Genomic DNA, 20,431 nt, shown 5'->3' with positions numbered 1-20,431 from the left:
CGCGTAGCCGCGTAGCCGCGTAGCCGCGTGGCCGCGGGCAGTCGTGCCGCTGGGGCGGCTCCCGGCTCCGGTACTTACGAACTCTCGGCCACAACAGCCTCCGCAGGCACCGGCTCCGCCTCGACCCCCTCCGCATCGGCCGGCCTGGTCCGCGGCGGCAGCAACGCCAGCACCGCCTGCCGGTCCGACTCGCTCGTCGCGTCGTCATACGGATCCGGCGTCGCCGGCACCTGAAGCCGGTGCACCGGCCCCGCGCCGAGCCGCGCATATCCCCGCCCCGGCGGCACCTGGGCCACCGGCGTCGAGTTCGGCGGCGCCCCCAGTACCGCCCTCAACTGCTCGCCCGTCGCGGGTCCGAGTACGACACGCGCGCGTGTGTGCTGCCGTACCGGATCACTCAGGGCGTCCGCGCTGTCGAACTGCTCGGCCACCACCACCGTGACGTTGGCCGCGCGCCCGTGCCGGAGGGGGACCTGGAGCAGGGCCTGTGGGTCCTTGCGGCCGTCGGCCGCGGCGAGGTGGGAGAAGGCGCTGGGGCGGTCCAGGAGGATCCACAGGGGCCGCCTGGTGTCGTCCGGCGTCGGGTGGCCGGCCTGGCGGGCCCGGTTGGCCGCGATGAGCCGACGCTCCGTCTCGGTGGCCGCCCACTCCAGGCTGGCCGTCGCCCCGGCCAGCCCGCACTCGACGGCGAGGACGCCGTCCCGGCCGGTCAGGCACGCGTACTCGCCGGTGCCGCCGCCCTCGACGATCACGACGTCGCCGTACTGGAGCGCCTGGAGGGCGATCGAGCGCAGCAGCGTCGAGGTGCCGCTGCCCGGCTGGCCCATGACCAGCAGGTGCGGCTCGGTGGAGCGGATGCCGGTGCGCCAGACGACCGGAGGGACGTCGCGCTGCTCCTCGCCGTAGGTGAGCGGGAGCGTGCGCTGGACCTGGGTGGGGTCGGTGAAGCCGAGGACGGTCTCGCCGGGCGCCGTGACGAAACGCTGGGCGGCGATGTCGGTGGGCAGCGGGGACAGCACCGTGACGGTGAGCTGGTTGGCCTCCTCGTCCCAGGCGAAGTGGTACTCGCGGCCGCGGCCCGACTTGGCGTGCAGCAGCTGCTCGATCCGGGCCCGGGCCTCGGCCTCTCCGTCCGGGAAGTACGCGGGGTAGCGGATCACGAGCTGGGTTGCGCGACCCGTCTCGTCGAACTCGTATGCGGGGAAGGCCTGCTCCCACTCGCCGCCGTGGGCGTAGAGGGGCGCGGGGTCCTCGGGGGTCGAGAAGTACGGGACCAGGGCCTCGTAGAGCGACTTGAGCCGCTGCGTCTGCGACTCGTCGGGGCCTTCGGGCGTCGATGGCTTGCGATCGCGGCCCTGCCAGGCCGCCGCCGCCATCAGGAGGATGGCGGCGAGCAGCGGGCCGTACGGCACCAGTGCCACGACCAGGATCACCGACGCCACCAGGAACAGCAGCGGTCCGCGCTTGTCCTTGGGGGTCTCGGCCCATCTGCGCCGCCCGGCCGCCGCCAGCCGGCGCAGACCGCGCGTGATCGTGATCAGCGGATGGAGAACGTCGGTGGCGCTGTCGGCCGCCGTCCGGGCCAGCTCCCGGCTCCGGGCGATCTGCGCGCTGCCTGTGCTCAGGATGCGGGGTAGGGGGCGGCGAGCCACTGCTGTCTCCTGGTGGTGCGTACGGACGGGACGGGCGGCGTCAGAACTTGATGCCGCCGAGGAGGCTGGCCAGGCTCTCGCCGCCTGCCTTGATGCTCGGCGCGATCGCCGTGCTCGCCAGGTAGAAGCCGAACAGGGCCGACACCATGGCGTGCGACGCCTTCAGGCCGTCCTTGCGGAAGAAGAGGAAGACGACGATGCCGAGCAGGACCACGCCTGAGATGGACAGGATCATTTGGGATCTCCTGGTTCGCGGGGACAGTCACCATGAGTACTTCCAGGATCACAGGATGTATCCATACGATAAAAGGTGCAACTGGGTGAATTTCGGTGGATTTCCCTCAAGTGGTCGAGCCGTGTGGGGCCGGATGGGCAGGGCGCTTGCGTCCGACCGGGTCTGTGGTGATCTTTACCTCTGGCGCATCGGGTCATGTGGCGCGGCACCCAGTACCCTGGCGATTCACCTGAACGGTTGTATGAGAGGCGGTCCGGCCGATGACTGAAGCCCCCGACCCCGAGGTCGTGGAGCTGGCGACCAAGATCTTCGATCTGGCCCGGCAGGGGCGGACCGAGGCTCTCGTGGCGTACGTCGACGCGGGTGTTCCGGCCAACCTCACCAACGACCGGGGCGACTCGCTCGTGATGCTCGCCGCGTACCACGGGCACGCGGACGCGGTGCGTGAACTGCTCGCCCGGGGCGCCGCCGCCGACGAGATCAACGACCGGGGGCAGACCCCGCTCGCCGGGGCCGTCTTCAAGGGTGAGGCGGACGTCATCAAAGCTCTGCTGGAGGGGGGCGCGGACCCGTCCGCGGGCACCCCTTCGGCCGTCGACACCGCACGCATGTTCGACAAGACAGAACTGCTCGATTTGTTCGGCGCACACTGAACCGATGTTCTGACCAGCGAAAACAGAGAAAACGGGGGAGGCGGTACAGGGCCGCCGAAATTTCGGTCGCGGCAGGTCGAAGTGCCGAGTCATCATGACGTCGTGATTCACGGACGCGATGGCTGGGCAGGTGTTGCCGCACCGCGCGGGCCGTGATGCGGCCCGCATGGGCCAATGACGAGAGGCAGAGGAAAATGGTCTACAGCAAGCAGGAAACGGCGGGCGCCCCGACGTGTTGTCACGCGGCCAGGTGAAGCAAGAATCCCGGTTGCGTCGACGCTTGATGTGAGGCTGTTTCCCATGTTCGAACCGGTCATAGCGCCCAGCGGCACGCTGCTCGGCCTGCTCCAGCGGGGCCGCGGCGACGGCACACTGCACGCGCTCACCGCCCCGCGAGCCGAAGCGCTCGCGGCCCTGAACCACTGTGTGCTGCGCGATCCCCGCCACGACTGGCAGGTGGAGAACCGCTCGCTCTACTACGCCCGTCTCTACATCGACCTGAACGGCGAGCTCGACGAGATCGAGGCGCACCTCTTCGACGTCGAGGACGCCTTCGACACCGAGGAGTCACGCACGGGCCTGGCCCTCGCCGTCCTCGGCCACCTCGCCTCGTACGGGAGGCTGGACGCGCTCGCACTGCTGCGCAGGTACGCCGCCTCCGGCTCGAACTGGGCCTGGGCCCTGGACGAGCTGGCGCTGCGTGACGACGACGCGGGTCTACGGTCCCTGGCGGCCCCGGTGCTGGCCCGTTTCGCCACCGACGCCGAGGGCGAGGCCGAACTGGCCGCCGTCGTGCGCGATGCCTTCGAGCCCCGGCCCTGGCGGCTGTGGGCCGAGGATCCGCGCGAATCGATCGCCACGCGCGTGCGTGCCGCCCAGGAGACCGGCTGCTTCGACCGCTGGCAACGCCAGATGCGACCAACCGGGCCCCGTCCGGGGTGGAGCGTGCAGGCGGTCTTCGAGTGGGCCCAGCAGGGCATCGAGCGGGGCGCGGCCCTGCATGTGCCCGCCGCCCGCTGCCTGGTCGCCGTGGCCGGCCCCGAGAACCGGCCCGAGATCGTCCGCGCCGCCCTGGACGGCAGCGACGGAGCCCGCTGCACCGCCCTGCGCTATCTCGCCGACAGCAATGATCCCGACGCCCTCGATCTGATCGAGGCCGCCGTGACCACCGGCACACCGGTCGTCGTGGAGGCCGCCGTAGACGCCTTCGAACGGATGCGCAGCATCGCCGCCGTCGACCGGGCGCGCGGCTGGGGCCACCGCCCCGACCCCCTCGGCGCCGCCGCCGGCCGCATGCTCGCCTGCCGGGGCGGAGTCGAGGACAAGGACCTCGTCCTGGGCGCACTCCGCGAAGCGGTACGGGGCGAAGGCCCCGACGCCCCGACGCTGTGGACCCTCGTCGACGGCACCGGCCGGCTGGGCATCGCCTGTGCCGCCCCCGTCCTGCGCCACATCTACCGCGAGACCGCCTCCTCGCACCTCCGCGGCCGCGCCGCCCGCGCCCTCGCCGCCACCGATCCCTCCTTCCCGTCGGGCTTCGCCGTCGAGTGCCTCTGGGACTGCGAGGAGACCACCCGCGAGATCGCCGCCCGGCACGCCGAGACCGGCGACGCCCGGGTCGTGGAACAGCTCCGCCGCCTCGCCGCCGACCCGGCCGAGGAGGCCGAGGTGCAGACCGCCGTACGAAGTCGCATCGCGCCCGAGGGACCCGCTGTGTGACGCCGCCGGGACGGCGAGAACCGGGCAGCACCCGCCGATGAGGAGCCTGCACCGCACACTTTCACCGGGTGGCGGTACGGCCGCCGGGTGAACAAGGGGTGACCCGCGGGTCAGGCGGTCATGGACACGGTCTGACCTGCTCGGGTGTGAGAAGGAACGCTCACGGGACGTTCATCGTGCGCAAAGATCGACGTTGACGCGACCACGTCCGGTACGGCGAGAACACCAGTATGCGTGTCGTCATCGTGACCGAATCCTTTCCCCCCGATGTGAACGGCGTGGCCCACTGCGCGCTCCAGACCGCCCGGCACCTCGTAGATCGCGGTCACTCTCCGCTCGTCGTCGCCCCGGCCAGCACCGCTCTGCTGGGCCGGGCCGGGACCGGGCCCGACGCCCAGGCGCCGTGCCCCGTCGTCCGTGTCCCCTCCCTCCCGCTCCCGGGCTATCCCCAGGTCCGAGTCGCCCTGCCCAGCCGACGCCTGGCCGCCGCCATCGTCGAACACCGGGCCGACATCGTGCACCTGGCCAGCCCCTTCGTCCTCGGCGTCCGTGGCATGACGGCCGCCGCCCGGCTCGGCATCCCCGCCGTCGCCGTCTACCAGACCGACCTGGCCGGATACGCCCGCACCTACATGGGTGCCGGCGAGGCGGCGGCCTGGCGGCGCATCCGCTCCGTCCACGCCGCCGCCGACCTCACCCTCGCCCCCTCCAGCGCCTCGATGCACGACCTGGAGACCCATGACGTCCCCCGGGTCAAGCTGTGGCAGCGCGGCGTGGACACCGTCCGCTTCCGCCCCGACCTGCGCGACGAGGCCCTGCGCCGCGAACTCGCCCCGGGCGGCGAGCTGATCGTCGGCTACGTCGGTCGGCTCGCCCCCGAGAAGCATGTCGAGCTCCTGTCCGGAGTGTGCGGACTGGAGGGAGTGAAGGTCGTGGTCGTCGGCGACGGCCCGAGCCAGCCGACCCTGTCCGAGGCGCTGCCGGGCGCGGTCTTCCTCGGCCGTCGCACCGGCGACGAACTCGCCCGGATCTACGCCTCGTTCGACGTCTTCGCGCACACCGGCCCGTTCGAGACCTTCTGCCAGACCGTGCAGGAGGCCATGGCCAGCGGCCTCCCCGTCGTCGCCCCCGCGGTCGGCGGACCCCTCGACCTGGTCGCCCACGGGCGCACCGGGTTCCTCGTCCCGCCCCGCGACGCGGACGCCGTGCGGGACGCGGTGAAGTCCCTGGCCGCCGATCCGGAGCAGCGGTTCCTGTTCGGCGCCACCGCACGCGCCACCGTCGAGGGCCGCACCTGGGCGGCCGTCGGCGACCAGCTGATCGGCCACTACGCGGACGTCCTCGCCGCCCGGAAGAAGACGGCGGTGGCGGCATGACCCCACTCAGGATCGTGCGCCTCGCGAACTTCGTCGCCCCCGCCTCCGGCGGTCTGCGCACCGCTCTGCGGGAGCTGGGCAAGGGCTACAAGGCGGCCGGGCACGAGCCCGTGCTGATCGTCCCCGGCGAGCGCGCCGCCGACCGGGACACCGAGCAGGGGCGCGTCATCACCCTGCCCGGCCCGCTGCTGCCCGGCACCGGCGGATACCGCGTGCTGACCGACAAGCGGCGCGTGGCCGCGCTGCTGGAGGAACTCGCACCGGACCGGCTGGAGGTCTCCGACCGTACGACGCTCCGCTGGACCGGCAAGTGGGCGCGGCGCCACCGGGTCCCCGCCGTGATGGTCTCCCACGAGACGGCCGACGGTGTCCTGCGCACCTGGGGTCTGTCCGAGGGTGCGGCCCGGCGTGCCGCCGACGCCCTCAACGTCCGTACGGCGCACACGTACGCGCGCGTGGTGTGCACAACCGAGTTCGCCGAGCGGGAGTTCGTACGGATCGGCGCCCGCAATGTCGTACGAGCCCCACTGGGAGTCGACCTGGTGGAACGGCATCCCGCACTGCGCGACCCGGGGCTGCGCGCAGAGCACGCGCGGGCGGACGAGACGCTGCTCGTGACGTGCACCCGGCTCTCCGTGGAGAAGCGGCCCGGGACGGCGCTGGACGCCCTGGAGGCGTTGGTGCGGCGCGGCCGGAAGGCGGTGCTGGTGGTCGCCGGGGACGGGCCGCTGCGGCCGCGGCTCGAACTGCGGGCACGGCAGCGCGGGTTGCCGGTGACCTTCCTCGGGCACGTCTCCGACCGGGCCCTGCTGGGTGCCCTCCAGGCCTCCGCCGACGTCTGCCTGGCTCCTGGGCCCGCCGAGACGTTCGGGCTCGCCGCACTGGAGGCGATGGCCTGCGGGACACCCGTCGTGGTGAGTACGTCCTCCGCGCTGCCGGAGGTCATCGGCTCGGCCGGGGCCGTCGCCGCCGACCACGGGGACGCCTTCGCGGACGCCGTCGAGATGCTGCTCGAACTTTCCGAGCGGGAGCGGCGTGAGGCGGCACGTGCGCGTGCCGAGTGCTTCGGGTGGGGTGCGGCCGTCGACGCGTTCCTCGCCGCGCACGACGCGACGGTACCGTCGCGTCGCTACGTGCCCGGGGGAGTGACATGAGACCGGTGCGTTTCGTCGCCCTCGGGGACTCGCTGACCGAGGGCGTGGGCGATCCCGTCGGGGACGGGTGGCGCGGCTGGGCCGCGCTGCTCGCCGGCGGGCTGGCCGAGGGGGCGGTGGACTTCACCAACCTCGCGGTGAGCGGGGCGCAGACCCGGGAAGTGCTGGAACAGCAGACGCCGGCCGGGCTGGCCCTGAAGCCGGACGTCGCCTCCGTGGTGATCGGCGTCAACGACACCTTGCGCTGCACGTTCGACATCCATGCCGTCGCCGAACGGCTCGACAAGGTGTACGCCGCCTTCACCGGGCAGGGCGCGACCCTGCTCACGGCCTGTCTGCCCGACCCCGGGTCGATGCTCGGGCTGCCGGGTTCGCTGGCCCGTCCACTGGCCCGGCGGCAGCGGGCGGTCAACCGGGTGGTCCATGCGCTGTCCGACCGCTACGGAGCGGTGCATCTGCATGCGGCCGAGGCCGACTGGATCACGGACCGGGCGATGTGGAGTGCGGACCGGTTGCACCCCGGCGAGCGGGGACATCGGCAGCTGGCGGTGCGGTTTCATTCTCTGTTGGCCGAGGCGGGGGTCGGTGTGGGCGCCGTGCCTTCGGCGGAGCCGGAGTTCTCGGTGCCTCCGCGGTCGGCGAGTCTGTGGTGGTTGGCGACCGCGGGGACTGCGTGGGTCGCTCGGCGATGTACCGATCTGTTGCCGCAGCTGATGACGTTGGCCGCGGATGAGATGCGGCATCGGGCTCGGGGGACCAGTGCGCGGCTGGACGTGCGGGCGTCGGCTGCCGTGACGGCGGCGTTGGCTGCGTTGTCCGTCGTGGAGCCGGCGGACGCGGTGTGAACGGTTGTGGGGTCGGTGGGTCTCCGTGGATGCGTGGGGGCCTCTCGCGCCCACGCGCCGGAGCCGCGAATCGACACAGCCCCGCGCCCCCTTGGCGGCGTCACCGCCGCCGTATGCCCACAAAGCGGACCGGCGTGCCGGGGGACGCCTGGGCTGCGCCCGAGAGGTCCTGTGAGTGGACCACTGCGATCACCGGGTAGCCGCCGGTGGTCGGGTGGTCGGCGAGGAAGACAACCGGTCTGCCGTCCGGCGGGACTTGGACCGCCCCCAGGACCATGCCCTCGCTGGGGAGTTCACCGGGGAGGGCTCGTTCCAGGGCGGGGCCTTCCGTGCGGAGGCCGATGCGGTTGCTGGCCGGGGAGACCCGGTACGTGCGGGACGTGAAGGTGTGTACGGCCTCTCGTGTGAACCAGTCGTCGCGGGGGCCGAGTGTCACCCGTAGGACGAGTTCGGTCGGCGGGGCCGGCTGCGGGGCTGCCTCCACGCGTGTGTGGAGGTTTCTCGGTGCCCCCAGGGGGAGCACCGAGCCGTCCGTGAGGACTGGCGGGCCCAGGCCGGACAGGAGGTCCGTGGAGCGGCTGCCGAGTACCGGGTCGACGGTGATGCCGCCGGAGACGGCCAGGTAGCTGCGTACTCCGGAGATGACGGTACCGATCTCCAGGAGCGCGCCCGCGGGCACGTGGACCGGTGCTCCCCAGGCGGCAGGGCGGCCGTTCACCGTGACCGGGCAGGGAGCGCCGCCCACCGCCACCGCGACCGCCGAACGCGGGCGTACGGCGCAGCCGTTGACGGTGGTCTCCAGGACGGCCGCCTCGGATGGGTTGCCGACCAGGCGGTTGACGAGGGCCGCCGTCAAGCCGTCAAGAGCACCCGAGCGGGGGACGCCGAGGTGGGCGTGGCCGGGGCGGCCCTCGTCCTGCACGGTGGTGAGGGCTCCGGCGCGTACGACCACGAGTGCGCGGTCCGTCATGAGCGGACCGCCGGGACGAAGCGCACGCGTGTGCCGGGTGACAGGAGCGCGGCCGGTACGCGCGCGTGGTCCCACAGGACGGAGTCCGTGCTGCCGATCAGTTGCCAGCCGCCCGGCGAGGAGCGCGGGTACACGCCCGTGTAGGGGCCTGCGAGCGCCACGGAGCCTGCCGGGACCGCCGTGCGGGGGGTCGCGCGGCGTGGGACGTCGTAGTGCGGGGGCAGGCCGGTGAGGTAGCCGAAGCCGGGGGCGAAGCCGCAGAAGGCGACGGTGAATTCGGTGTCCGCGTGGATGCGGGCCACCTCGTGCTCGGGCACGCCCCAGTGCGCGGCTACGTCGGCCAGGTCCGGGCCGTCGTAGCGCAGTGGGATCTCGATCGCCTCGCGCGCGCGTGAGGGAGCGGGGGGTACGTCGGCGGTGGTGAGTTCGGCGGCCAGGCGGGATGGGTCGGTGAGGCCGTCGAGGAGGACCGTGCGGGCCGCCGGGACGATCTCACGGACCGACAGTGAGCCCTCCGCGCGGCGGCGCAGCAACTCCGCGTGGAGGGCCTGCGCCTCCTCGCCGGAGGACACCTCGACGAGGAGGGCGGCGTCGCCGACGCGCAGGGCCCTCATGCGAAGGCCTCGACACGGACTCCGGACTCCTGCAGGCGCCGTCGCACCAGCCGGGCCAGTTCGACCGCACCCGGAGTGTCGCCGTGCAGGCAGAGCGAACGTGCGCGTACCACGACGTGCGTACCGGAGTGCGAGGCGACCACTCCTTCGCGGGCCAGGCCCACCGAGCGCTCCACGACCGTCTCCGGATCGGTGACCACGGCACCGTCCTGGCCGCGCGGCACGAGCGTGCCCTGTTCGGTGTACGCGCGGTCCGCGAACGCCTCCGTGACGGCCGGGAGGCCCGCCTTCGCGGCGTGCTCCAGCAGCCGCGAGCCGGGCAGCCCGAGCACCGGCAGGGTGGCGTCGGCGAGCCGGACGCCGTCCACCACCGCGCCGGCCTGTTCCTCGTCGTGCACGACGCGGTTGTAGAGCGCGCCGTGCGGCTTGACGTACGACACGCGCGTGCCCGCCGCGCGCGCGAAGACCTCCAGGGCGCCGATCTGGTAGGCCACTTCGGCCGTCAGCTCGGCGGGCGGCACGTCCATCGCACGCCGCCCGAAGCCCGCGAGGTCCCGGTAGGAGACCTGGGCTCCGATCCGGACGCCGCGCTCGGCCGCCAGCTCGCACACCCGCCGCATGGTGGCCGCGTCCCCGGCGTGGAACCCACAGGCCACATTGGCGCTGGTGACGACGGACAGCAGCTGTTCGTCGTCGGTCAGCCGCCAGCGGCCGAAGCCCTCGCCGAGGTCGGCGTTCAGATCGATCGAGGTCATGGATCCTTCGTGTCTTCTGCTCAGGCCACGACGCGGTACTGCTCGTCGCGGGCGTCCGTCAGGAACATCTGTCCGGGTGCGTGGGTGATGGCGAACGGCGGGCGCGAGGCCATCACCGCGGCTTGCGGGGTCACACCACAGGCCCAGAACACCGGGATGTCGTCCGGCTCGCTGTCCACCGGGTCGCCGAAGTCGGGCCGGCCTAGGTCGTCGATGCCGAGCGCCGAGGGATCGCCGCAGTGTACGGGGCTGCCGTGCACCGCCGGGAGCAGGGCGCTCTCCCGGATCGCCGCCGCCAGGTGCTGCGGCGGCACCGGCCGCATGGACACCACCATGGGGCCGTGCAGCCGTCCCGCCGGCCTGCACTGCCGACGGGTCACGTACATCGGAACGTTGCGCCCCTGTTCGATGTGCCGGATCGGCACCCCGGCCTCGGCGAGCGCCCACTCGAAGGTGAAGCTGCAGCCGATCAGGAACGACACCAGGTCCTCGCGCCAGTACGCGCGCACGTCCGTCGGCTCGTCCACCAACTCGCCGTCCCGCCACACCCGGTAGCGCGGCAGATCGGTGCGCAGGTCCGCGCCGGCGGCGAGGACCGTGGACCAGGAGCCGGCGTCCGTCACGTCGAGCACCGGGCAGGGCTGGGGGTTGCGCTGGCAGAACAGCAGCATGTCGTACGCCCCGTCGGCGGGCACCGAGATCAGGTTGACCTGGGTGTGGCCCGCCGCGACCCCGGCGGTGGGGCCGGTGAGCCCCTTCCGGAAGCGGGCCCGGGCGCTTTTCGGGCTCCACGCGTGCGCGTGCTCGTCGACGAGGGTCAGGGGGCGGTCGGTGACCGTGTCCTCGCTCCGGTTCACGTGAGCTCCTTCCCGCGCGTCTCCGGCAGCCCCAGCAGCGCCAGCGCCGCGATGCCGTAGCCGATGGCACCGAACACCAGCGCACCGCCCACGCCCCAGCTGTCGGCCAGGAAGCCGACCGTGGTGGGGAAGACGGCGCCCACGGCCCGCCCGGTGTTGTACGTGAAGCCCTGGCCCGTGCCCCGTACGGCCGTCGGGTACAGCTCGCTCAGATAGGACCCGAAGCCGCTGAAGATCGCCGACATGCAGAACCCCAGCGGGAAACCGAGCACCAGGAGCAGGGTGTTGGCGCCGTGCGGGATGTTCGCGTACGCCAGGATGCAGACCGCGGACAGCAGCGCGAACAGCCAGATGTTGCGGCGGCGGCCCAGCCGGTCGGTGAGGTAGCCGCCGGTCAGATAGCCGAGGAAGGCGCCGGAGATCAGGAACGTCAGATAGCCGCCGGTGCCGACCACCGACAGGCCCCGGTCGGTCTTCAGATACGTCGGCACCCAGGTGGCGAGCGTGTAGTAGCCGCCCTGGACCCCGGTGGAGAGCAGACCGGCGAAGATCGTGGTGCGCAGCAGGCCGGGCTTGAAGATCGCCGTGAACGAGCCCTTCTCCGCGCTCTGTTCGCGTACGGCGACCGCCTCGGGGGCGTCGTGCACCCGGCGTCGCATCCAGATCACCAGCAGCGCGGGCAGCGCGCCCGTCCAGAACATGATGCGCCAGGCCAGATCGGCACCGGCGAACGAGAACACCAGGGTGTACACGATCGCGGCCAGCGCCCAGCCCACGGCCCAGGAGCTCTGGACCGCGCCCAGGGTGCGCCCCCGGTGCCTGGCGCTCGCGTACTCGGCGACGAGGATCGCGCCGACCGCCCACTCACCGCCGAAGCCGAGACCCTGGAGGGCGCGGAAGACCAGCAGCGTCTCGTAGTTGGGCGCGAAGCCGCAGGCCACGGTGAAGACCGCGTAGGTGATCACCGTGATCATCAGTGCCCTGACCCGGCCGACCCGGTCCGCCACCACCCCCGCGACAGCGCCGCCGACCGCGGAGACGACGAGCGTGACGGTCGTGAAGAGGCCGGTCTGGCCGCTGCTCAGCCCGAAGTAGGCGGACAGCGCGACCATGCTCAGCGGGAGCGTGAAGTAGTCGTACGAATCCAGGGCGTAGCCGCCGAAGGCGCCCGCGAAGGCGCGGCGGCCTTGTGGTCCCAGGGCGCGCAGCCAGCCCAACGCGCCGTCGTGATCGGAGAGTTCGCCGGCTTGTGCGCCGGTGGCCAGGGCCTGCGGTGGAGGGGTCGTGCTCATGGGCACCTCGCAGAGGGAGGACGGAGGGTGCTTCAGAAGTGAGCCGTGCCGTGCGGGAGCGGTCGGGCGCCGCGGTGATCGGAGCGGCGCCGCGAGTAGCACCGTAGAGGATTGTTCAACGATCCCTCAATACCCATGTTGTTTCGTTCTTGTAATCTGCGATTGAATTCCGGCATGGCAGAGCAGCTGACCTCACTCGCGGAGGACCGGGCCCTTCTGGGCCGCACCAGCACCGCCGAACGGGTTTCGGACATCCTCCGGAGCCGTATCGCCGAGGGCTTCTTCCCGCCGGGCACCCGCCTGTCGGAGGACAGCATCGGTGGCGCCCTCGGGGTCTCCCGCAACACCCTGCGTGAGGCGTTCCGGCTGCTCACCCACGAACGCCTGCTCGTGCACGAGTTGAACCGGGGTGTCTTCGTCCGGGTCCTGACCGTCGAGGACGTCGAGGACATCTACCGCACCCGCGGCCTCGTCGAGTGCGCCGTGGTCCGCGGCCTCGGCGACCCGCCGTACGGCCTTCAGGCACTCACCGGTGCGGTCGAGGAGGGTCTGCGGGCGGCGCACGAAGGTGACTGGAAAACGGTGGGTACGGCCAACATCCACTTCCACCGCGAACTGGTGTCCCTGGCCGGCAGCGCCCGCACCGACGAACTCATGCGCAGTGTCTTCGCCGAACTGCGGCTGGCCTTCCACGTCGTGGACGACCCGAAGGCCCTCCACGAGCCGTACCTCGCCCGCAACCGCCAGATCCTCCAGGCACTGGCGGCGGGGGACCGGGGGGAGGCCGAGAAGCTGCTCGCGGTCTACCTGGAGGACTCGCTGGAGCGGGTCGTCGAGGTGTACCGGAGGCGGGTCGGCGAGGAGTCGTAGGGGAACCGTCCCAGGGGTGTGACAACCGTGACGCCAGGGTGCATCTGCGTCGTTTGGGTCGTTGTCAGAGCGAGGACCTAGTCTGTGCACCGTGACTTCGCCTGCAACGACGGACAGTGTTCCGCCCCAGTTCACCGCGGGACCGCGCCCTGCCCCGGGCCCGGCCGCGGACGAAGGACTGGCGCGGCGGCTGCGCGCGCTCGCCTGCACCGCGCCGCTGCACGACCTCGACGCACGCAAGGCCAACCTCGCGGGTGAGTACTCGGTCTACGGCATGGCGGAGGTGGCCCTCTCGGCCATCGACCTGGTGACCCTGAACATGGACTTCGACACGGGCGCCGACCACGACCAGATAGTGGCCCGCCTCATCCCGCGCATCGCCGCCCAGGCCCCGCAGCGCCCGGTCGCCGAGCACGAGCGCGTGGCCCGCTGGGTCCTGGAGAACCTGATCAACGTCGGGAGCGTCGACCGCGGCTTCCGGGCGGTCTACGGGACCTTCACGACCGACGGCAGCTACGTCCGGCGTGACTACGACTTCAAGCTGATCGAGGAGGTGCCGGGTCCCGGCGGCACGGTCTATCTCCGTACGACGGACGAGGCGGTCAACGTCCTCGTGGGCGCCCTCGACACGGACGTCACCAGCGCCCAGATCGCCGCCGAGGTCAAGCTGGAGGTCCTGATCAACCGGGGCCGTCTCGCCGATGCCCAGCTCGCCGCCGAGCAGGCCCGGTACCGGACGGTGCAGTACTCGGAGACCCTCCGCCGGGCTCTCGACGCGACCCGGCGCAACGTCCGGGCGGTGGACTGGCTCAACTCCGTGCCCGACATGATCGCCGAGGCGCTGGACCACGTGGCCGACCGCTACCGCCACGAGAACGCGATCCTGACGAACATCCGCAAGGCGCGGGACGAGTCGGAGGACCCCGAGCAGAAGCGGCGCGCGGCCGAGCTCGTCGACATCGTCAAGGACTGCATCCGGCGGCACACACAGTTGCAGTCCCGGCTGCTGGAGGCCGGGCCCCTGTTCCGGGCCGAGCAGGACCGACAGGCCTTCGCCACACCGATGACGTCCTCGGGGATAGACCTGTACGGGCATCTGGTCGCGCCGATCCTCCCGCTGCCGCTGGAGCAGGCGGTCCGCGTCACGGACGCGTTCTTCGCGCGCGGGACCGGCTTCCGTACGCCGGTGTCGGTCCGGGTGTCCGACCTCGTCGACATACTGCTGACACCGCCGGTGGAGCGGGAGCACCTCGGTGCGGAGATGCCGGAGCCGGATCTGATCGCGACGCCGGACGACAGCCGGTTCAGCGAGGCGCAGTTGGCGGCGGCGAAGGAACTGCTCGATCTGCCGGCGGACGCGCCACGACGCCTGTCGGGGCTTCTCGCCGAGGCGCGGCGCACCGGGGACCTCGACCTGCCCTATCTGGTCGCCCTGTTGGCCGTCCACGCCGCCAGCCCCGCCGTGGGGACCGCCTATCGGCAGGGCGAGGAGAAGCTGCTCTTCGCCGTGGACGACGGGACCGAGCTGGACGATCCCGAGTTCGGCGGGGCCGACCTGATCGTGGGCACCGCGCTGCTGGACGCGGCGGGGATGGCAGCCGATCGGACGGAAGCAGCATGAGTGAGCAACGACGCGACAAGGAGCCCGAGCAGTGACCGAGCACATCGAGTGGAGTGAGACGGAAGCCCCCGCCCCGTCGGCCTCGAGTGCCGTCACCCCCGCGGACGCCGCCGACGCGGCGCGGCTCGTCGCCTTCGGGCTGCAGCCCAAGGTGCAGCCCGCGCGGGACCAGGAGTACGCGGAACTGCTGCGACGGTACCGGGAGGACGGGGCGTTCGCGCGCCTCGCGGACGCCGTGGCCGCCGGGCTCGGCCTTGTGGTCCTGGAGGTGTCCCCGCGCGCGGGGATGGCCGTGACCGCCGCCGAGGACTCGGTGTTCGCCGTCCGTATGGGGGACTACGCGCGTCGTACGTCCGCGGACGGCGGGGACCGGTTCCTGCACGGGCTGGCCCATCTCGCCGTCGCGGCCATGGCGTTCCCGCGGCCCGAGGACCTGGCCGACGACGGATACATCGGCCGCGTGACCGTCAACGGCGTCGACGCGTTCGTGCGACAGGCCTGCCGGCGGCTGGAGGAGCGCGCCGAGGAGCAGGGCGAGAACACCGACCCGGCGACCGAGGCGCCCGGGCTGGAGGCCGCCTGGCGGATCTGGGCGAGACGCAGCGCCGCCGGTGCCACCAAGGACGCGCGCAGACTCGCCGGTTCCACGACCGGCATCGTCGGCAAGGCGGTCGCCTTCCTCACGGACTCCGGGTTCCTGCAGCGCACCGGCGACGACAACGGCGGTACGTACCGCACGACCGCCCGCTACCAGCTCCAGGTGCGGGACATGGCGGGCAGCGCCGCGATGGCCGAGCTGCTGGAGCTGGGCGTCGTCCCGGTGACCGACGGCACCCCGACGCTGCTGCCGCCCGAGGACACCGACGACCTGGAGCTGGCGGCCGACGCCGGGCTGCCGTTCCACGCGTCGTCGCACTCCTGAACCTCCCCGACCTGCCGAAGACTTACGAGAGTCCGCCATGTACGAGCTGTCCCGGGTCCGCCTCTACTCCATCGGTCCCGCCGGTGCGCGCTACGCCGACACCGTGCTTGACCTGCGCGGCGTGGGCGAGCCCGTGCCCGACCCCGCGCCCACCCAGGCCGAGTTCTTCGAGGAGGACCCCGTCGGCCCGCCGCGCCGCCCCGCGCCCGCCGGAGTGCTCTTCCTGGAGAACGGCGGCGGCAAGTCGGTCCTGCTCAAGCTGATCTTCTCGGTGATGCTGCCGGGCCATCGCAACACTCTGGGCGGCGCCAGTTCGGGTGTGCTGCGCAAGTTCCTGCTCGCCGACGACTGCGGGCACGTCGCCCTGGAGTGGCAGCACACGCTGACCGGCGAGTGCGTGGTCGTCGGCAAGGTGAGCGAGTGGCGGGGGCGCCAAGTCTCCAACGACCCGCGGAAGTTCGCCGAGGCCTGGTACTCGTTCCGGCCGGGCCCCGGCCTGTCGCTGGACAACCTGCCGGTCGCCGAGGCCACTTCCGTACGGCCGGCCGTCGAGGGCCAGTCCGGTGCGCAGGGCCGCCGCCGCACCATGAAGGGCTTCCGGGACGCCATCACCGAGGCGGGCAAGGCGTATCCGCACCTGGAGGTGCACTGGGAGGAGATCCACGACCGGTGGATCGAGCACCTGGGTGACCTCGGCCTCGACCCCGAACTCTTTCGCTACCAGCGGGAGATGAACGCCGACGAGGGCGAGGCCGCCGGCCTCTTCGCGGTCAAGAAGGACTCCGACTTCACCGACCTGCTGCTGCGCGCCGTGACGGACACCCGGGACACGGACGGGCTCGCCGACCTGGTCAGCGGCTTCGGCAACAAGCTGGGACGACGCGCCGAGCTGATCGCCGAACGGGACTTCACCGCCGGGTCGGTGGACCTGCTCGGGCGGATCGTCGAGGCCGCCGAGGCACGCGCACGCGCGCGTGACATCCATGCCGGAGCCGAGCGCCGCACGCGCACGCTGGCCCGTCGGCTGTCGGCGCGGGGCGTGCAGGAGCGGGTACGGGCCGCCGACCTCGCCCAGCGGGTCACCGCCGCCGCGTACTCGGTCACGCACTCCGAGGCGGCCCGGGAGCGCAGCGCGCTGATCGCCGCCGAACTCGCCTACCGCAACGCCTCCTTGGCGCTCGCCGTCGCCGAGAAGTCCGCCGCCGGACTGAAGCGCGAGCTCGCCGACGCGCGCACCCTGCACTCCGCCTGGCAGGCCGCCGAGGCCGTACTGCGCCACCGCGCCGCCGCCGACCGCGTCGCGCGTGTGGCCGCCGCCATCCAGGAGGCCGAACGGGACGCAGCCCCCGCCCTCGCCGCCCGAGCCAGGGCCGCCGTGGATCTCGTACGGGCCCTGCACTCGGCCGCCGAGAGCGCCGAGACCCTCGCGAACGAGGAGGAGGAGCGGTCCGCCGCCCTCCAGGAGGTCGGCGAGGCCGCCCACCGGGACTCGACCGCCGCCGCCACGGAGGCGCAGCGCGCCCGCAGTGAGATCGGGCATCTGCGGCAGCGCCTCACCGAGGTCGAGCAGGAGACCGCCGAGGCGGTGCGGGCGGGCTGGCTCGACGACAGCGCGCCCGACGCCGACCCGGCCCGCGCCGCCCTCGCGGCCAGCGACGCCGAGAAGACGGCCGTGGCGGCCTGGGACACCGCCCGTGAGGCCTCCCGCAAAGCCACCGAGCACGCACGCGAGGCGACCTCGACCGAGTCCCGCGCCGAGCTGACGGCCGCCCGCGCGGCGGACACGGCCACGGCGACCCGGCGCTCGTACGAGGCCGAGCGACGCCTCGCCGAGGGGCTGGCCGCCGAGGAGCGGCTGGCGGAGCTGCTGAGCCTGTCCGGGAGCGCGTCCGCACGGTCCTCGGTCCCACAGCCACGCCACGACCCGGAGAGCAGCGAGCCTGCCCTCACCCCCGAGGACCTCGACCGCTTCGCCGACGAACTGCGCGAACTGCTCGAGGACTCCGTCTCCTCCGCCGAACGCCACCTCTTCGAGCTGCGCACGGCCGCGGCCGACGACTCCCGCATCCTCGGCGCGCTCGGTGATGGTGGGCTGCTCCCGCCGGGCCCGGACGTTTTGGCCACGGTGGAGTTCCTGGGCGAGCACGGCATCCCGGCACTGCCCGGCTGGCGCTACCTCGCCCAGGCCGTCGACCCCGCCGACCACGCGCGCGTACTGGCGGCCCGCCCCGAGCTGGTCGACGGCGTGATCATCACCGACCCCGACACGCACGCGCGTGCCCGGGACGCACTGGCCGACGCCGCCCTGCTCCCACGGTCCGCCGTGGCCGTCGGCACGGCCGCCGCCCTGCTCGCCCCGACGCCCGCCACCGACTCCCGGAACGGCCGTTCTTCCGACGTATTCCTCGTACCGCCGAACCCGGCCATGCACGACGAGCACGCCGCCGACGAGGAGCGGCAGGCGCTGCGCGTGCGGGCGACCGAGCGGGACGAGGAGATCCGGACGCTCGCCGCGAGGCTCGGCAAGGACCGCGAACTGGCGGCACGGCTCGCCTCCTGGCGCACCGGCTGCCCGGCGGGACGGCTCGTCGAGCTGGCGCAGGCCGCGCAGGACGCGGGGGCGTTCGCCGAGGAGTCCGAGGCCGAGCTGGCCGAAGCGCGCACGGTGCGGGCCGAGGCCGACGAGGCGGCCTCGGAAGCCGCGCAGGTGCGGGACGAGCGGCAGGAGGCCGCCCAGAAGGCCCGCCGTGCCGCCGACGCCCTCGCCGGGCTCGCCTTCCGGCTGCGCGAGCGCGCCGGGTGGCAGGTGAAGCTGCGCGAACTGGCCGACGACGGAGCCGAGTCCGAAGCCCGCGCCCAGGTCTGTCTGGAGCGCGCCCGGGCCGCCGACGAGGACCGGCGCGCCGCTCAGCGTGCCGCCGACGACGCCCGCCGTACCGCCCGCGCGCTGCGTGCCGAGCGGTCCGAGATCGCGGGAGCCCCCGACGACGTACCGGAGGACGACGCGGCAGCCCCGAAGTCGTCGCTGCCCGCCCTCCGCGAGGCCTACCGGGCCGCCTCCCAGGTCTACGAGAAGGTCGGTGTCGGCGCCGACCTGCGCGCCGAACAGGCCCGCGCGGAGAGCGACGAGAGCGCGGCCCGCACCGAGCTGGACCGGCTCAGCAACAAGGTCCGCACGCGCGCGGAGCAGCTGCTCCAGTCCCCGGACGGCTCCGACGGGCCGTCCCGCCAGGCCGCCGCCACTCGGGCCGAGGAGCTGGTGCAGCTCCTGGAGACCCGGATGTCGACCGCGAGCGAGCAGCTGGGCCGACTACGCGGCGAGGCCGAGCGGCACGCGCCCGAGGACGGCGAGGCGCACACCGAGCTGCCCGAGGAGCTCCAGCCGCGTGACGCCGAGCACGCCCAGGCCCTGCTGCGCACCGCGACGGCCGAACTGGCCTCCCGCACCGAGGCGTTGGCCCAGGCCCGGGAGGCACACGCCGAGCTTCTCGACGCCCATCGCGCGGCCGAGGACGCGGCCGGCGGCTTCGACGAGATCGCCGCGATGCTGCGCGACCTGCTGCGCGAGCACATCTCCGAGGAGGAGCAGACGGAGCCGGAGCCCTACCCGGGCACCCTGGAGGAGGCCCGTCACTCCGCGGCCGAGGCCCGCCGCTCGCTGCGCGGGTGCGCCGCCGATCTGTCGTCCGCCGAGTCCGCCGTACGGGAGGCGAGCGATGTCCTCGTCCGGCACGCCAACTCCACCCGCTACGAGCAGGTGCGCACGCCGGCACGCCAGCAGATCCGCGAACTGCCCGCCTCCGCCCTGCCCGAGCACGCCCAGAAGTGGGCGGACGCCTTCGCGCCCCGACTCCGCGTCCTCACCGACGAGTTGGCTCAATTGGAGCGCAACCGCGACTCGATCGTCGACCGGCTGCGCGGGCTTGTCGAGTCGGCCCTGGCGACCCTGCGATCCGCCCAGCGGCTGTCGCGGCTGCCCGAGGGGCTCGGTGAGTGGTCCGGGCAGGAGTTCCTGCGCATCCGCTTCGAGGAGCCCGACCAGGCCACGCTCACCGAGCGGCTGGGCGAGGTCATCGACGAGGCGACCCGGGCCGCCGTAAAGAAGAACTCCGACCTGCGGCGCGACGGCATGTCCCTGCTGCTGCGGGGCGTTGCCGCCGCCCTGCAGCCCAAGGGTGTCGCCGTCGAGATCCTCAAGCCGGACGCCGTGCTGCGCGCCGAGCGTGTCCCCGTCGGGCAGATGGGCGATGTGTTCTCCGGCGGTCAGCTGCTCACCGCCGCGATCGCCCTGTACTGCACGATGGCAGCGCTGCGCTCGAACGACCGGGGCCGCGACAAGCACCGACACGCCGGCACGCTGTTCCTGGACAACCCCATCGGCCGCGCGAACGCCACGTATCTGCTGGAGCTGCAGCGGGCCGTGTCCGACGCGTTGGGTGTCCAACTCCTGTACACCACGGGCCTGTTCGACACGACCGCGCTGGCGGAGTTCCCCCTGGTGATCCGGCTGCGCAATGACGCCGACCTGCGGGCCGGGCTCAAGTACATCAGCGTGGAGGAACATCTCCGGCCAGGGCTGCCCCAGCAGGCTCCGGCGGGTGAGGGCGAAGCGGTGCACAGCGAGATCACGGCGACACGGATGTTCAAGAGGCCGGCGCCGACGACAGGTTGATCAACCGGCCGAACCGGTTCCTGACCCTCGGGGACGCGACGGGCACCCACGCCTGCACGCCCCCGCCGCAGGCCCTCAGGAGTGCGACAGCTGTCCGCTGCCGCCCCGTCGGCGTATTCGCTCCTGTGTCCGCTCGGTGGCCCTCGCCTGACGCCGGGCCCTGCGCCGCGCGCGGCGCAGGGCCCGGGCGGTGCTGCTCGGCGTCGACACCACGCCCGTGCGCA

General features: G+C 72.9%; 16 protein-coding genes. 9 read left to right on the top strand and 7 right to left on the bottom strand.

All coding sequences use genetic code 11. From position 1 onward, the window contains the following. Positions 1-74: 74 nt before the first annotated feature. A complete protein-coding gene (locus ACWC09_RS38840; protein WP_450855759.1) occupies positions 75-1,652 on the bottom strand; it encodes a hypothetical protein in 1,578 nt (525 codons plus the stop codon). Positions 1,653-1,692: 40 nt separating this feature from the next. Then, complete coding sequence (locus ACWC09_RS38835; RefSeq protein ID WP_450855758.1) at positions 1,693-1,887, bottom strand: hypothetical protein; 195 nt, start codon at positions 1,885-1,887, stop codon at positions 1,693-1,695. A 260-nt stretch (positions 1,888-2,147) separates the two neighbouring features. Here ACWC09_RS38835 and ACWC09_RS38830 point away from each other — a divergent pair, with 260 nt between their 5' ends. From ACWC09_RS38830 to ACWC09_RS38810, 5 genes are all read left to right on the top strand, one after another. Continuing rightward, entirely contained in the window at positions 2,148-2,540 is a 393-nt protein-coding gene (locus tag ACWC09_RS38830; protein WP_450855757.1) for an ankyrin repeat domain-containing protein, read from the top strand. 300 nt (positions 2,541-2,840) lie between these two features. Beyond that, on the top strand, positions 2,841-4,259 hold the full coding sequence (locus ACWC09_RS38825; RefSeq protein WP_450855756.1) for a HEAT repeat domain-containing protein: 1,419 nt from the start codon (positions 2,841-2,843) through the stop codon (positions 4,257-4,259). A gap of 230 nt (positions 4,260-4,489) precedes the next feature. Then, complete coding sequence (locus ACWC09_RS38820; protein WP_450855755.1) at positions 4,490-5,635, top strand: glycosyltransferase family 4 protein; 1,146 nt, start codon at positions 4,490-4,492, stop codon at positions 5,633-5,635. Beyond that, a complete protein-coding gene (locus ACWC09_RS38815; protein ID WP_450855754.1) occupies positions 5,632-6,789 on the top strand; it encodes a glycosyltransferase in 1,158 nt (385 codons plus the stop codon). Before ACWC09_RS38820 ends, ACWC09_RS38815 begins: the two co-directional genes overlap by 4 nt. Next, complete coding sequence (locus tag ACWC09_RS38810) at positions 6,786-7,634, top strand: SGNH/GDSL hydrolase family protein (RefSeq protein ID WP_450855753.1); 849 nt, start codon at positions 6,786-6,788, stop codon at positions 7,632-7,634. Before ACWC09_RS38815 ends, ACWC09_RS38810 begins: the two co-directional genes overlap by 4 nt. Positions 7,635-7,734: 100 nt before the next feature. Here ACWC09_RS38810 and ACWC09_RS38805 read toward each other — a convergent pair whose 3' ends face one another. From ACWC09_RS38805 to ACWC09_RS38785, 5 genes are read right to left on the bottom strand one after another with little or no spacing between them, the layout of a single operon-like run. Beyond that, complete coding sequence (locus ACWC09_RS38805) at positions 7,735-8,604, bottom strand: 5-oxoprolinase subunit C family protein (RefSeq protein WP_450855752.1); 870 nt, start codon at positions 8,602-8,604, stop codon at positions 7,735-7,737. Continuing rightward, complete coding sequence (locus ACWC09_RS38800; RefSeq protein ID WP_450855751.1) at positions 8,601-9,218, bottom strand: 5-oxoprolinase subunit B family protein; 618 nt, start codon at positions 9,216-9,218, stop codon at positions 8,601-8,603. The genes ACWC09_RS38805 and ACWC09_RS38800 overlap by 4 nt, the downstream gene beginning before the upstream one ends. Continuing rightward, a complete protein-coding gene (locus ACWC09_RS38795) occupies positions 9,215-9,973 on the bottom strand; it encodes a LamB/YcsF family protein (RefSeq protein WP_450855750.1) in 759 nt (252 codons plus the stop codon). Before ACWC09_RS38795 ends, ACWC09_RS38800 begins: the two co-directional genes overlap by 4 nt. Positions 9,974-9,993: 20 nt before the next feature. Next, the gene (locus tag ACWC09_RS38790; RefSeq protein WP_450855749.1) at positions 9,994-10,830 is read right to left on the bottom strand and encodes a putative hydro-lyase; all 837 of its coding nucleotides are present in this window, start codon (positions 10,828-10,830) and stop codon (positions 9,994-9,996) included. Beyond that, positions 10,827-12,122, bottom strand: coding sequence for an MFS transporter (locus tag ACWC09_RS38785; protein ID WP_450855748.1), 1,296 nt, complete (start codon positions 12,120-12,122; stop codon positions 10,827-10,829). The genes ACWC09_RS38790 and ACWC09_RS38785 overlap by 4 nt, the downstream gene beginning before the upstream one ends. A 174-nt stretch (positions 12,123-12,296) precedes the next feature. Between ACWC09_RS38785 and ACWC09_RS38780 the strand changes: the two genes are divergently transcribed. From ACWC09_RS38780 to ACWC09_RS38765, 4 genes are all read left to right on the top strand, one after another. Further along, entirely contained in the window at positions 12,297-12,992 is a 696-nt protein-coding gene (locus ACWC09_RS38780; RefSeq protein ID WP_450855747.1) for a GntR family transcriptional regulator, read from the top strand. Positions 12,993-13,083: 91 nt separating this feature from the next. Continuing rightward, positions 13,084-14,613 (top strand): hypothetical protein, encoded by a 1,530-nt coding sequence (locus ACWC09_RS38775; RefSeq protein ID WP_450855746.1) that lies wholly within the window; start codon positions 13,084-13,086, stop codon positions 14,611-14,613. Positions 14,614-14,644: 31 nt separating this feature from the next. Beyond that, entirely contained in the window at positions 14,645-15,535 is an 891-nt protein-coding gene (locus ACWC09_RS38770) for a hypothetical protein (protein WP_450855745.1), read from the top strand. Between the two features lie 37 nt (positions 15,536-15,572). Then, positions 15,573-20,207 (top strand): hypothetical protein, encoded by a 4,635-nt coding sequence (locus tag ACWC09_RS38765; RefSeq protein WP_450855744.1) that lies wholly within the window; start codon positions 15,573-15,575, stop codon positions 20,205-20,207. The last annotated feature ends 224 nt before the right edge of the window (positions 20,208-20,431 follow it).

The sequence above is a fragment of the Streptomyces sp. NPDC001617 genome (assembly GCF_053596855.1).
This window is presented reverse-complemented; position numbering and strand designations above follow the sequence as displayed.